Origin of the sequence: Ferroplasma acidiphilum (assembly GCF_002078355.1) — an archaeon.
In the GTDB taxonomy this organism is placed as follows: domain Archaea; phylum Thermoplasmatota; class Thermoplasmata; order Thermoplasmatales; family Thermoplasmataceae; genus Ferroplasma; species Ferroplasma acidiphilum.
The window spans coordinates 284569-297158 of the sequence record NZ_CP015363.1 but is presented as its reverse complement, the minus strand read 5'-3'; the positions used below and the strand labels follow the sequence as shown (position 1 = coordinate 297158).

The following is a 12590-nucleotide window of genomic DNA, read 5'->3' as shown; positions in this document are numbered from 1 at the left end:
ATGAGTTTACATTATAGTATTTAAATATTCTTACATAACTGTCAGTTTCTACTAGCAATCCGGACACATTGTTAAAAACTATATGGAAACATAGAAATAAGATAAATTCGTACAGAAATTTAACATAAAATTTAATAGTTATTATTGATATAGAAATGTATGAAAACAACAATTTCACATATTAAGGCAGATATTGGAAGCCTGCCCGGGCATACTGTTGTATACCAGCCAGTAGTTGACGAAGTAGAAAATTATGTAAAAAACAATTCAGAGGGATTGATTTCAGATTTCCATATATCACACATAGGTGATGACATACAGATTACCATGGTGCACACAAGAGGTGCTGACAATCCGGAAATACACAAGCTTGCTTGGGACGCATTTAAAGCAGGCACTGAAGTTGCAAAAAAAATAGGGTTATATGGTGCCGGGCAGGATTTATTAAAGGATGCATTTTCAGGGAATATAAAGGGTATGGGGCCAGGAGTTGCTGAACTTGAAATAACTCCACGGAAGGCTGAACCATTCATTGTATACATGATGGACAAAACCGAGCCAGGGGCATTTAATTATCCGATATATAAAATGTTCGGAGACCCGTTCAACACACCAGGTCTTGTAATTGACCCGAATATGCATATGGGATTCAAATTTGAGGTATGGGATATATACAACGGAAAAAAGATTTATCTATCACTGCCTGAAGATACATATGATTTGCTCGCATTTATCGGTTCAAAGTCCAAATACGTAATTAAGAGGGTATACACAAAGAATACTCACACAAAACTACCGGATGAAAATGTTGCAGTAATAACTACGGATAAATTATCATTCATAGCCGGAGAATATGTAGGCAAAGATGACCCTGCAGGCATAGTTAGAATACAATCAGGATTGCCTGCCTCAGGTGAAGCACTGGAGCCATTTGCCAATTCTTATCTTGTATCAGGCTGGATGAGAGGATCGTTTAATGGGCCTATGATGCCGGTTGGAATGGATAATGCACAGATGACCAGATTTGATGGCCCACCAAGAGTTATGGCTCTTGGCTTTGTCATGAAAGAGGGAAAACTGGCAGGTCCTGTTGATATGTTCAGGGATGTAGCCTTTGATTATGCAAGAAATGAGGCACTGAATATGGCCAACTACATGAGAAGAATGGGTGTATTTGAGCCACACAGGCTTCCTGATGAAGATATGGAATACACTGCACTCCCGAAAATCCTCGAAAAACGTGCACAGGACTTTAAGAAAATAGAAGATAAGGGCGCTAATTCTGAGATGAAGGGCGGGCAATAATATTTAATATTTTTATTTAATTATAATTTTTACCATTTTACAACAAAGTTAAAATATTCTTAAAAGATAAGGAGTGAGTGATTTTATGCCGTTCGCAGAAGCAATAGAAAGAAGATTGACACGCAAAATATGTATGAAATGTTATGCAAGAAATTCAATAAACGCAACAAAATGCAGAAAATGCGGTTATACTGGATTAAGAGTCAAATCAAAGGAGAGAAAGAGTGCAAAGTAATGAATTAAAGGCTGGAATTTTAAGAATGGAAGGCACCAATAATGAAGAAGAGGCTTTCCTTTCCCTTAGAAGATCCGGTTTTGAATCTGAATATGTACATGTATCGGAAATAGGAAAGAAGAAGTTTGAAGATTATGATTTATTGTTTATACCAGGAGGCTTTTCAGCCGGCGATTATGTAAGGGCAGGAGCAATATTTGCTTCCCGTTTAGCACCGCACATAAATGAGCTTAATAAATTTGTAGATTCAGGAAAAATACTGATAGGTGTATGCAACGGCTTCCAGGTTCTGAGCGAACTGGGCATGATTCCAGATACAGGTACAGAAAGAAAAAGAACCATGGTTCTGGGAACAAATGATTCTGATAGGTTTGAATGCAGGTATACATACATAAAGTATACATCAAAAAACAAAATTTTTAGGCGGCATTTTGAGGGCAAGATATTACAGGTTCCTGTTGCCCACATGGAAGGGAAAGTAATATTTGACAGCAAGAAAACACTGGATTCTGTTATAGAAAATGATCAGATGATCTTTCAATATACAGATATTAACGGCACCGATTCTTCATACCCATGGAATCCCAATGGGTCTGTTATGGACATAGCTGGATTGACAAACAGGGAAGGAAATGTAATAGGTCTTATGCCACATCCTGAAAGGGTTTATTACGGCTTTCAGATGATGAATGATGGCAACAAGCATAAGAATGGAACAGGAGAGGTCTTCTTTAATTCCCTTTATGAGTATACAAAAAAATTAGGCGCCTGATTTTATATTTATCTCAGGATGCCTTGAAATAATATGGTTAAGTAGAATTTTTACATTTTTATGGTATTCATCCAGGCTTGAGTCGTTTACTATCATGTAATCTGCGAGTGATATTACTTTTCCGATACCCCATGAAAGTTCACGATTATCGCGCTGGTGCATGCCATTATAATTATGTGAATCGTCTTCCCTATCCCTTGCAAGTATTCTTTCAAGGCGGTCATTTTCATTTGCAAATACTGCTATTACTATAATATTCTGGAAATTGCCCTTAAAATAATCAAGCTCTTCCTCATTTCTTAAACCATCCACTATAGTTATATCAGGTTCAGTAATCAATTCTGCGGTTCTCTTTGCCCAGATATCCATACCGTATTTCTTGCGCTCTTCAGTTGCATATGCACCTATACTTCCATCATCTAAGGGAATTTTCTTTTCCAAGGCATTTTTCTTTACTGTGTTCCCCATATGGGCATCTATAAAGCCCATAGATTTTGCAACCTTTACAAATTCATCTTTGCCAGAACCCGGCATGCCTGTTATGATAAGCATATTCATCCAAAAATAAAGCCCAGCCCATTCTGGGAGTTGTTTTCCTCATCTTTGATCTTTTTGTATATATCTTCCTGTTTTGATTTGCCCAGCGGTTCAAGTTTTCCTGATGCAATAGTTTCAACGTTTTTAAAAATATCTTCAGGACCTTCTATAAGAACAATATATGATGAATCATAGCCATAATTGACTCCATCTTTATAGGTAATTGTCTGCCTCCCGACAACATCATCGGCAAGGAGGGCGTCTATAATTCCCCTATCTTCCTTTGGCAGTTTGTATAATTTAAACATATTCCATTATTGTAAAAACCTTATTAAATTTTTGTGACAGGCATATGCGCAACACTGGAAACTTTCACTCCGGTGATTGTAAAACTCATTTATTGTCAAAATCGCCGTTTTTATAAGTTTCCACATACGCATCAAAATTGGTTCTTAATTTGGACTGGCGGACTATTTTTGAACCCTGAAAATTTACGAATGCAGGATCTTCAAGGGTGTATCCCTTTACGTTCTGTATAGAACCCATTACCCTGATAAATTTCATTCTTCCATATCTTCCCAGTGATCTTGTATTTGTGGTAAGCAGGCCTGTATCTTCCAGATCAGACAGCAGATCTGATATCCGCCTCATTGTAAGAGGCTGGAATCCCAGCTCGGTGCATATGTTCCCATAATTTTCATATATTTCACCGGTCACTGAAAGATCTGCGTCTGTTTCCTGTGTGAGGCATGCGCTAAGCAGCACCATCTTCGAATGGATGGGAAGCGTCCTTATTGACTCCTTCAGAACGTTCATCTCAAACCTGTCACGGGCAAGGTATACATCATCTATAGTAACACAATCTTTACCGTCCTTCAGGGCAGAATCTATGGCTATTCTCAGGAGGTCTATAGACTTCCTCGCATCACCGTGTTCCTGGGCACCCAAAGCAGCGCAGAGGTTTATGGATGCTTCTGTGATAAATCCATCTTTAATTATTCCTGAAACCCTGAAATTCAGTATATCCCTGAGTTCCATAGCATTGTATGGGGGAAATATGATGCTTTCCTGGTTCAACCTGCTCTGCACACGGGCATCCAGTGCATTTACAAATGATGCATCATTTGTTATTCCTATCAATGATGTGTTGCTATCCGCCATTATCTTTAAAAGCACGTAAAGAGCGTCACTGCCGCTCTTCTGAATCAACTTATCTATCTCATCCAGTATTATTACTGTATAACGCCCTGATTTGTTTAATCTTTTAACCAGTTCAAAATATATTTTGTCCTGGGGAAGGCCAAGTATGGGAATGGGGGCATCTCCAGAATTTATGGCATTGGTAAGGTATACCAGGATGGAATACTGCGAATCATAAATTTCACAGTTAATGTAAATAATATTAATATTTCCTTTGAGTGTTTCCTTAAGCATGCCTGTAACATAAATAACTGAAGAGGTCTTGCCAGAGCCTGATTTGCCATAAAGCAGCAGATTTGATGACAGCCCGCCTGTAACGATGGAGCTCAGAACCCTTGCAATGCTATCTATCTGCTTTTCCCTGTGTGGGAAGTTATCGGGTATGTATGAACTGCTGAGTTTCTTCAGGTCGCCCACCACGTAATCGTTTGATTTGTTGTATTTGATAAAAGGATTGTCCATAGATACCAGTAATTACATCATATATATTCTACATACAAATAGGTTTTTTAACCTGGTTTGTTACCTACTATTTTACCGATAGATTAATCCATGTTAAACGGTCTGACAGACGAACCCAGATACTTTTTTAACATGCCTACAAGATACATTGAACCTGTTACCAGAACACAGCTATAATTCTGAATTGCAAAATTATACGCCTCAACTGGGTCCTTAATTATTCTGATAGAAGGAAACATATGTCCTATGCCAGCTGCCAGGGCATCCGGATCCAGTGAACGGGATGGTTCATCCGGTGTGGTTAAAATTACACTGTCTGAAAGTTTTCTTAATATTGACATATAGGAGAAATAATCCTTGTCATCAAGCATTCCTATCAACAGTACCGGCTTTTGCGTTACAAAGTTTGAGAAGGTCTCTACTAGTGCGTGTGCTGCGGGAGGGTTATGTGATGAGTCCATTATTACCAGTGGTTCCCTGCTTATTACCTCAAACCTGGATGGCCATCTACTTTCCCTTATACCTTTTTCTATGGATTTTTTACCGGGGGACCCTTCCGGCAGAAGTTCCATGCTTGCTACTGCTGTGCTGATATTGCCGAGCTGGAATAATCCGAGGTTTGATGTGGTGATATGATATTCCTCTACGGGTGTCTGGAGCTTAAAAGACATGCCGTCAAGATTGAATTTAAGATCCGTTATAGAGCAATAATCTGAAATTTTTACAAGCTTTGAATTCCTTACACTGGCAATTTTAGTAATCTCTGCCACAACTTCGGGTTTATTATCCAGCAGTACAACCGGTTTTCCATTTTTGATTATTCCACCCTTTTCGTGGGCTATTGAAGTTAGTGAACAGCCCAGCCTCTGATAATGTTCATACCCTATCTGTGCAATGACGCTTACTTCCGGGTTAATTATATTGGTAGAATCCAGCCTCCCACCTAGTCCGACTTCAATCGCCGCGTAGTCAGCATTATTGTCAGCAAAATATTTGAATGCCATTACTGTTGTGGTTTCAAAAAATGTGGGATTTCTATATACGGTTGCAAGATTTTCTATATAATCGCGGTTTGAGTTCATAAAATCAATAATATAACTATCGGGAATCATATTTAAATCAAGTATTATTCTTTCGTTGAAATCAAGCAAATGCGGGGATGTGTACATTCCTGTTTTATACTTTTGCCGGAGTATATTATACACATATGATGCTATGGAACCTTTACCATTTGTTCCTGCTATGTGTATCGTCTTAAATTTAGACTGTGGATTGCCCACATGGCTGGCGAAATCCTGAGTTGCAGTCAGGTCCAGTTTAATGCCTTCCCGTTTGAGGTTATACAGGTAATCCAGTGCCCCGTTTATCATTAGATGTGAATGGTAAACCACTATTTATTTTATTTCGATATAGCATTCTTTCCAGTAATTTAATTCATACTCCAGGCCAAATTTGATAATCTGTTCCTGATATGTGCTTAAAGGTTCTTTTTGCAATATTTCAAGATATTTATCAGTTATTGACCTGTAATCTTTTGACCGGTAAAAATCAAACCAGAATAGATATTTTTCTGAGGGTGCTGCAGTTGCTTCCGCAATATAACCGTAAGACCACTGGCATGGGAACATGGATAGCATCCCGTTAATAGAAGAGTCTTTTGACCACCGTAAAAGGTGATTTATGTAAGAATATGTTGTATAGTTTATTTCAGATTCTTTTATTCCGGCCTCATCTATTCCAAATTGCTTTAACATGTTCCTGTGAAATTCTGGCTCTTCGCTGCCAATTTCATTGTAGAGTTCCCTGATATTATCATCACCGGTATTTTTCCCTATAACGTCTCCTGCTGCTTTATAATATTTTAGATATATATGATCCTGCTTTAAGTAATACCTGAATCGTTCATCCTCTATAGTTCCATCTTTCATGGATTTTACAAAATCAGAATGCACTATATGATCTATTAATTCCATTACTTCCGGTGAATTTAAATAGCTTCGTAGATACATATAATAGTATATAGCTTTATTATATATTTTTAACCTTTATGCATTCTCTCTGGATTTCATTTAGCTAATAAGTTTTAAAATCGCTATCTTCCACACCATGATCGTGGCATATTTTGCTATAAAATTCAGAGGCTTCCGTTTTCACGAATTCTCCATTATTGATTTTATAAAGCCCGAATTTGTCCTTATAACCCCTGGCCCATTCATAGTTATCCACTATAGACCAGTGGAAATATCCTTTTACAGGTATATAATCTTCCTTAATGGCCTTATGTAGCTCTATAAGATGTTTTTCTATGAATTCTTTGCGCAATGATCCTTCTGCATCCGCAACCCCATTTTCCAGTATCATAACAGGTTTTCTGTAATGGTTGAATACTGACCTCGAAACATTGCGTATGCCTTCAGGAAATATATCCCAGTAATTATCCGAGCACTTGCTGCAGGGCAAAAAGGCAAATCTATACCTCAGGTCAACATTGTCGTTGTCCACATATCTTACCCTTATCCTGCTGTAATAATCTATTCCTATAAAATCTGTACCTGCAAATTCAGAGGGCCGTGATTCATTAAAAATTCCAGATAGGGAATTGTCAAAGTTTCCGTACAGGGCAGAATTGAGGTACAGGTCATAAAAAATGTGTTTAACATAATTTACAATGAACCTGTTTTCCGGTGTATCCATTTCAGGCTGGAAATATGGGACAGCTACATTGATCCCGACCTGTGAGGAATGATCAAGTGCCTTGATAATTTTATACGCTATATTATGTGCGTAGGCGAGGTTCCTCATAACGGATACAGCTATTGAAAAGTTAGACAATCCAGGAGGAAATCCCTCCAGATTGCCATAAACATAGCCATTAATAGCTATTATGTTCGGTTCATTCAGTGTATTCCAAATATCCACATATCTGTGAAATTTATTATAAAGATAATAAGTGTATTTGCCGAATTCCTCTACTGTGGCTTTGTCTGCCCATCCTTTTTCCCTGCAATTTGCAAAATCCTGGTTGCATTTTACAGGGTCATGCAACCATATTGGCAAAGGCCAGTGGTATGCTGTTAAAATAAGCTTTAAATTTCTTGCCTTTATGTATTCCATTATTTCAGCATAATGTTTTACAGCATCATTATCCGCAATGGAATCCATTCTCTGGATAAAGTTATCAGGGAATGACATTGCATAAACATCACCCTTTTCGTTTTTGCTTGCAACTGCATCCACACTTTCAGTTGATGTTTTGAATATTCTGGCCCAATCTATGCCAATTCTTATGGAATTATTTCCCATATCAATAGAAGCATCGATGAATCTTTTATAATTATTCCAGAAATCCGGGCCATCGTCCGGGAAATCTCCGCTTACATAGGTTTTCTGTATTATATTACTATCATGTGACCATTTATACCAGTCGCTCTCTGAAGATATAGAATTATCTGATCTGCCCATTTCCACCTGAAATGGGCTTGTCGCGGTACCGAACATGAAATTATCCGGAAATTTCCTGAGCATTGACTCCACCACTAAAGTTAGGATTTCTCACCCAGAATTGACAGGTATGCTGATTCCAGGTCAGAACCATACGAAGTATATGAAATAATTGGTGCAAGTTTTATTGCATTCTCCAGTATCTGTGCCCTTTCATCTTCCTTCCCTGAAAATTTAATTACGGCGTATTTCCCATCTGTCTTTAATACACCGCTTCCCAGTGACCGAATGTTTTTTATCATATTGTTATCTAAGGGTTTGAGGAATTCTATAGAGACGGCATTGGTGTTAAACTCCTGGGCTATCTCATCAATTTTACCCTGTTTCAGTATCTTGCCATGATTAATAAAAATCACATCGTCACAGGTTTCTGAAACCTCTGAAAGTATATGTGATGAAAAGAAGACCAGTTTGGTTTTTTTCAATTCCAGTATAAAATCCCGGAATATCTTTCTTTCAAATGGATCAAGCCCGCTGGTGGGTTCATCAAGTATAACTACATCTGGATCAGATATTAATACAGATGCAAACACTGCCCTTTGCCTCTGACCTTTGGATAGCTGGCCCATTTTCGATGTCAATGGTGGCAATTTCAATGCATCATAGAATTCATCTATCTTTGAATTGATTGTTTTTTTATCTATTCCTCTTAATTCACCAACAAATTGCATTGATTCTTTCACAGTAAGAAATGGATATGGAGTTGGCGTTTCTATCATAGAGCCAACATTTGCCAGTGCTTTCTTTGGATATTTATTTACGTCTATGCCATTTAATTCCGCATGCCCTTCAGACGGGCGGAGGAGATTTGTCATAACCTTAAGGGTTGTGGTCTTTCCAGCGCCGTTTGGCCCGAGATATCCAATAGCCCCATGGTCACGGTAATTGAATGAAACATCATCGAGTGCCATAAATTTATGGTATTTCTTTGTAACTTTATTGAATGTTATTTCCATATTTATCCCTCTATTTGCCTCCTTGAGTACAATATTATCGCAATTATCCCGCATATTATTATGTATGCAATAAGCACGCCAAGCCCCTGCATCACTGTCGGGCTGAAGGTGTAAAATGCACCTGCACCAGCACCAGGGCCAAAACCACTGCCTGATGCCTTAACCGCAGGGTATGGTTTTTCAAAGATAAGGTACATGATTTCACCGGCAAAGTTAAGTGAAAATAGCGGGTCTATGCCACCGATACTGCCTACAAATTCATCTATTATAGGGAATCCTATAAAGAGCAATAATACTGAAACAATAATCCCGCTTGATTGCCCTTTAAATATACCTGAGAACAGTGATGCAAATGCAATTGCAGCTGCCAGGAATAATACGAGTATTCCAAGGCTTTCAAATATAACCGGTGTTACCTTTCCATAAAGGTAAAGGGAACTGCCAACGCCAACTACGAAGTAAACCAGCACTATTATAAATGAAGATATTAAGGCAGCAGTAAATCTACCTACAAATAATATGGATCTCCTTACAGGCTGCACAAGTGTGTAGTATGCGGCATTTGTGCCGGTATCTGTGGAAATAATATCCCCACCGAAGAATGCACCTATAATTACAACCAGATCAGCCGAAAATCCTGAAAGGTACTTATAAAAGTATAATAAAGGAGTTCCGGCTTTGAGCATTGAGTATTCATCATGAAGCATTAAAGCAGTAATACCTATGGATATTATTGTTGTAAATAAAATCAACCCCAGGAATCTTTTTGTCCGCAGGTATGATTTAAACTGATATTTCAGTGATATCATATACTGATTGGCATCGCTATCATTTTCCATGTCATACCATTGCAACAGGATATTTAATTCTTATCTAAAAATAGAATAGATATATAATTCTTACAGAATAACTTATTCTACTATGGGATTCTTTTCACGGACAAAATTATTGTTATTCAGGTCGCTTATAGCCTCACGTATCTGTTCATCTGTATTCATTACTATTGGCCCATACCACTTAATAGGTTCATTCAATGGTTTTCCGGATAGAAGGATAAAGCGGTATTTTGAATTTCCTGTATGAATTTTTATGAAATTACCATTTCTGGACATTATTGCGGCAGTATCAGGTTCAAGTTTCTGGCCGTTAGATATTCCTTCTCCTGTTATAGAAAATATCAGTGATGTGTATCCATCTTTAACCCTATAAACAAAATCTGAGTCCTCATCCATTGTAATATCGAGGTATAGCGGGTCGATGCCGTACTGTGAATTGTACATGCCAGATACTTTGTTATATTCTCCTGCTATAATTTTTAATGTTGCACCGTCAATTTCAATTTTAGGAACTTCACTGCCCTTGATGCTGCGGTAAGCGGGAGTAGACATTTTATACTTAGCAGGTAAATTAAGCCACAGCTGGAATCCTGAAACAAGAGTGGGCATTCCGTATGCCTTTATCAGTTCCTCAGGGTTTTTTTCATCAAGTGGTTTTGGCATTTCTTCATGGAATATGCCGCTACCTGCGGTCATCCACTGAAGTTCATCAGGGTATATTGTTCCACGGTGGTCTGTGCTGTCCCTGTGTTCTACTTTTCCAGAAAGCAGGTAAGTTATTGTCTCTATTCCCCTGTGTGGATGCCATGGAAATCCTGCAATATAATCTTCTATGCGATCTGACCCGAAGTGGTCAAGAAGCAGAAATGGGTCTGTCAATTGAACGGTATTCGGACCACCAAAAATACGTTTTAGCTTCACACCTGCACCGTCATGTGTTTCATTCCCCTTTATTATGTAATCAATAATTTTAAAATCATGTTCCATTTGTTTCACCATATAACTAATACACAGTGATTTAAATTCTTTTGCTATACTTTTATATACCCTGAAATTACACAATTTTTTACTGTTTTTCAGATATTTGCCGGATTGAAAACATAGAAATGTATAACTTTAAAGAATGAATTCGAGTGTAATGGAGGAAAAGAAGCCAGTAGAAAGAATATACGACCCGGGAATTGTTGGTTATATTGAGGCATTGAATTTCCAGAAAAAAATGCATGCACTGGTTAATGAAGGGATAAGCGGTGATGTTTTTATCTTCCTCCAGCACCCGGATGTGTACACTGCAGGGTCCCATTACAGTGGGGACCTCTCAAACGCGATAAAGGTTAACAGGGGAGGATATATGACATATCATGGCCCCGGACAGCTTGTAGCGTATTATATAGTTAACATGAAAAGAAGGAATATTAACGCCCTGGGGCTAATTAAAATTATACAGGATTCTATAATAAGCCTGCTGGAAGCTTATGGCATAGATGGGAAACCCATGTTAAATGAAAAAACCGGTGTATGGGTAGGCGATAAAAAAATCTGTTCCATAGGCATAGGAATAGACAGGTTTACAACGATGCATGGAATGGGTTTGAATATATCTACTGACCTGAAAAAATTCAATGTAATAAACCCCTGCAATTTTTCCCCGGATATTATGACTTCAATGGATAATATTTCCGGAATCAAAAATGATTTCAACTCTGTAAAGGAAAAATTTATAGATATAACAAAAAAGAATTTTGAAATTGAAGATTGTGAACGTTATACATCTATAGGAGATACGGTTACGGAGTAAAATAATGGTACCGTAATGAAATTTATATTTTATCATTTTGAGCAAAATATATATTGATTGCCTTCATAATAAATTATGACAGAATTTCCTAAATTTCAGTGCATGGTAAGCAAGAAAGAAGAAGACTACGATTCAGGCATACAGATGTATTTTATGAAAGAATATGACCTTGCTGAGTTGCTGGACAGGCTAATGAAGGTTGATGAACCACATATGGAAGAATATAAAAAAATGGTTGAACTTATAAAATCACTTGAAAATTATATAATAACAGGTGAAAAAGCAGCCGATTTCAGTTTTCTTGAAAAAATCGAAGGTGAAAGGGGATGGGCAAATGATTATAAGATACTGTCATCTGAAAACAGGGCAGCCCACGTTGCTTTCAGGGCCTGCAGAAAAACAATAGAAGTAATGTATTATTACAGGCTTGTATCCAGAAAAGAGGGCTTTTCCGGAAGGTTTAATCCTGAAAATTTCCGTGCTCTCCTTTTGATGCGTGACATATTATATAAAAGGTCTTCCGATCTTTTAAAAAATTAATTTTGTGAGACTTTTATAACATATAGATAATAAAATTCTGACAATACTATTATTATAAATGAAACAGCCATAATCAGGGAATATAAATTAGCTTCGTTGAACAGGAATAATAAACCTGATATGCCAGCCACTATTACAAATACTAAAGAAATTGCGCTGGATAAAACAAGCTTTGAATTCCTTATTTTAACACTTAACAGCAGGAGTATAAAGGCAACTATAAGTATAAGGAACCCGAACATCATATGTACCATTACTACTATATAATTAGAGGGAAAGCTGTTGCCAGCGAGGTGCGACACGTTATTTAAAGGCGGGAATGAAACATACAGGTTAACATACATTCCAAGTATAAACTGTATGAACAGTAAAGCCATGATAGCTGTTATGCCCAGATAGGCGAAGCTATATTTTTGATCCATTATTCAGTAATCAATTTTTATTATTT

Annotated in this window: 15 protein-coding genes; 5 read left to right on the top strand and 10 right to left on the bottom strand. The window is 37.5% G+C overall.

From position 1 onward, the window contains the following. The first annotated feature begins 159 nt into the window (after positions 1-159). The 3 genes from fbp to purQ all read left to right on the top strand — a co-directional run bounded on the left by fbp (position 160) and on the right by purQ (position 2312). Positions 160-1305 carry a fructose-1,6-bisphosphate aldolase/phosphatase gene (gene fbp, locus fad_RS01635; RefSeq protein ID WP_009887351.1) on the top strand — a complete coding sequence of 382 codons (1146 nt, stop codon included), beginning with the start codon at positions 160-162 and terminating at the stop codon, positions 1303-1305. 85 nt (positions 1306-1390) lie between these two features. Then, positions 1391-1540 carry a 50S ribosomal protein L40e gene (locus fad_RS01630; RefSeq protein WP_009887349.1) on the top strand — a complete coding sequence of 50 codons (150 nt, stop codon included), beginning with the start codon at positions 1391-1393 and terminating at the stop codon, positions 1538-1540. Further along, positions 1530-2312, top strand: coding sequence for a phosphoribosylformylglycinamidine synthase subunit PurQ (gene purQ, locus fad_RS01625; RefSeq protein WP_019841648.1), 783 nt, complete (start codon positions 1530-1532; stop codon positions 2310-2312). The genes fad_RS01630 and purQ overlap by 11 nt, the downstream gene beginning before the upstream one ends. Here the strand turns inward: purQ and fad_RS01620 are convergent. The 9 genes from fad_RS01620 to fad_RS01580 all read right to left on the bottom strand — a co-directional run bounded on the left by fad_RS01620 (position 2301) and on the right by fad_RS01580 (position 10791). Then, positions 2301-2870: an AAA family ATPase gene (locus fad_RS01620; RefSeq protein WP_009887347.1), complete on the bottom strand. Its 570-nt coding sequence runs from the start codon at positions 2868-2870 to the stop codon at positions 2301-2303. The genes purQ and fad_RS01620 overlap by 12 nt on opposite strands. Further along, complete coding sequence (locus fad_RS01615) at positions 2867-3157, bottom strand: hypothetical protein (protein WP_009887346.1); 291 nt, start codon at positions 3155-3157, stop codon at positions 2867-2869. The genes fad_RS01620 and fad_RS01615 overlap by 4 nt, the downstream gene beginning before the upstream one ends. A gap of 85 nt (positions 3158-3242) precedes the next feature. Further along, a complete protein-coding gene (locus fad_RS01610) occupies positions 3243-4511 on the bottom strand; it encodes an ORC1-type DNA replication protein (RefSeq protein WP_009887345.1) in 1269 nt (422 codons plus the stop codon). 83 nt (positions 4512-4594) lie between these two features. Continuing rightward, the gene (locus fad_RS01605; RefSeq protein WP_081141506.1) at positions 4595-5881 is read right to left on the bottom strand and encodes a bifunctional folylpolyglutamate synthase/dihydrofolate synthase; all 1287 of its coding nucleotides are present in this window, start codon (positions 5879-5881) and stop codon (positions 4595-4597) included. 24 nt (positions 5882-5905) lie between these two features. Beyond that, positions 5906-6520, bottom strand: a complete 615-nt coding sequence (locus fad_RS01600; RefSeq protein ID WP_081141505.1) for a TenA family protein — start codon at positions 6518-6520, stop codon at positions 5906-5908. Positions 6521-6584: 64 nt separating this feature from the next. Then, complete coding sequence (locus fad_RS01595) at positions 6585-8036, bottom strand: family 1 glycosylhydrolase (protein ID WP_155951093.1); 1452 nt, start codon at positions 8034-8036, stop codon at positions 6585-6587. A gap of 17 nt (positions 8037-8053) precedes the next feature. Beyond that, positions 8054-8968, bottom strand: coding sequence for an ABC transporter ATP-binding protein (locus tag fad_RS01590; protein WP_081141502.1), 915 nt, complete (start codon positions 8966-8968; stop codon positions 8054-8056). A 2-nt stretch (positions 8969-8970) separates the two neighbouring features. Continuing rightward, complete coding sequence (locus fad_RS01585) at positions 8971-9807, bottom strand: ABC transporter permease (RefSeq protein WP_009887340.1); 837 nt, start codon at positions 9805-9807, stop codon at positions 8971-8973. A gap of 72 nt (positions 9808-9879) precedes the next feature. Beyond that, the gene (locus fad_RS01580) at positions 9880-10791 is read right to left on the bottom strand and encodes a pirin family protein (protein ID WP_009887339.1); all 912 of its coding nucleotides are present in this window, start codon (positions 10789-10791) and stop codon (positions 9880-9882) included. Positions 10792-10942: 151 nt separating this feature from the next. On the opposite strand from fad_RS01580, the gene lipB reads away from it, so the two are divergent. Then, positions 10943-11602 carry a lipoyl(octanoyl) transferase LipB gene (gene lipB, locus fad_RS01575; RefSeq protein WP_236940585.1) on the top strand — a complete coding sequence of 220 codons (660 nt, stop codon included), beginning with the start codon at positions 10943-10945 and terminating at the stop codon, positions 11600-11602. Positions 11603-11677: 75 nt separating this feature from the next. Then, on the top strand, positions 11678-12142 hold the full coding sequence (locus tag fad_RS01570; protein WP_081141499.1) for a hypothetical protein: 465 nt from the start codon (positions 11678-11680) through the stop codon (positions 12140-12142). On the opposite strand, the gene fad_RS01565 is transcribed toward fad_RS01570, so the two are convergent. Beyond that, positions 12139-12564: a hypothetical protein gene (locus fad_RS01565; protein WP_081141497.1), complete on the bottom strand. Its 426-nt coding sequence runs from the start codon at positions 12562-12564 to the stop codon at positions 12139-12141. The two genes, fad_RS01570 and fad_RS01565, sit on opposite strands and share 4 nt — an antisense overlap. Between the last annotated feature and the right edge of the window lie 26 nt (positions 12565-12590).

Bases quoted from the DNA above. Each gene is read 5' to 3' on its own strand.
- fbp (WP_009887351.1), top strand. From the start codon at position 160: ATGAAAACAACAATTTCACATATTAAGGCAGATATTGGAAGCCTGCCC.
- fad_RS01630 (WP_009887349.1), top strand. From the start codon at position 1,391: ATGCCGTTCGCAGAAGCAATAGAAAGAAGATTGACACGCAAAATATGT.
- fad_RS01620 (WP_009887347.1), bottom strand. From the start codon at position 2,870: ATGAATATGCTTATCATAACAGGCATGCCGGGTTCTGGCAAAGATGAA.
- fad_RS01615 (WP_009887346.1), bottom strand. From the start codon at position 3,157: ATGTTTAAATTATACAAACTGCCAAAGGAAGATAGGGGAATTATAGAC.
- fad_RS01610 (WP_009887345.1), bottom strand. From the start codon at position 4,511: ATGGACAATCCTTTTATCAAATACAACAAATCAAACGATTACGTGGTG.
- fad_RS01605 (WP_081141506.1), bottom strand. From the start codon at position 5,881: ATGATAAACGGGGCACTGGATTACCTGTATAACCTCAAACGGGAAGGC.
- fad_RS01600 (WP_081141505.1), bottom strand. From the start codon at position 6,520: ATGTATCTACGAAGCTATTTAAATTCACCGGAAGTAATGGAATTAATA.
- fad_RS01595 (WP_155951093.1), bottom strand. From the start codon at position 8,036: ATGCTCAGGAAATTTCCGGATAATTTCATGTTCGGTACCGCGACAAGC.
- fad_RS01590 (WP_081141502.1), bottom strand. From the start codon at position 8,968: ATGGAAATAACATTCAATAAAGTTACAAAGAAATACCATAAATTTATG.
- fad_RS01585 (WP_009887340.1), bottom strand. From the start codon at position 9,807: ATGGAAAATGATAGCGATGCCAATCAGTATATGATATCACTGAAATAT.
- fad_RS01580 (WP_009887339.1), bottom strand. From the start codon at position 10,791: ATGGAACATGATTTTAAAATTATTGATTACATAATAAAGGGGAATGAA.
- lipB (WP_236940585.1), top strand. From the start codon at position 10,943: ATGGAGGAAAAGAAGCCAGTAGAAAGAATATACGACCCGGGAATTGTT.
- fad_RS01570 (WP_081141499.1), top strand. From the start codon at position 11,678: ATGACAGAATTTCCTAAATTTCAGTGCATGGTAAGCAAGAAAGAAGAA.
- fad_RS01565 (WP_081141497.1), bottom strand. From the start codon at position 12,564: ATGGATCAAAAATATAGCTTCGCCTATCTGGGCATAACAGCTATCATG.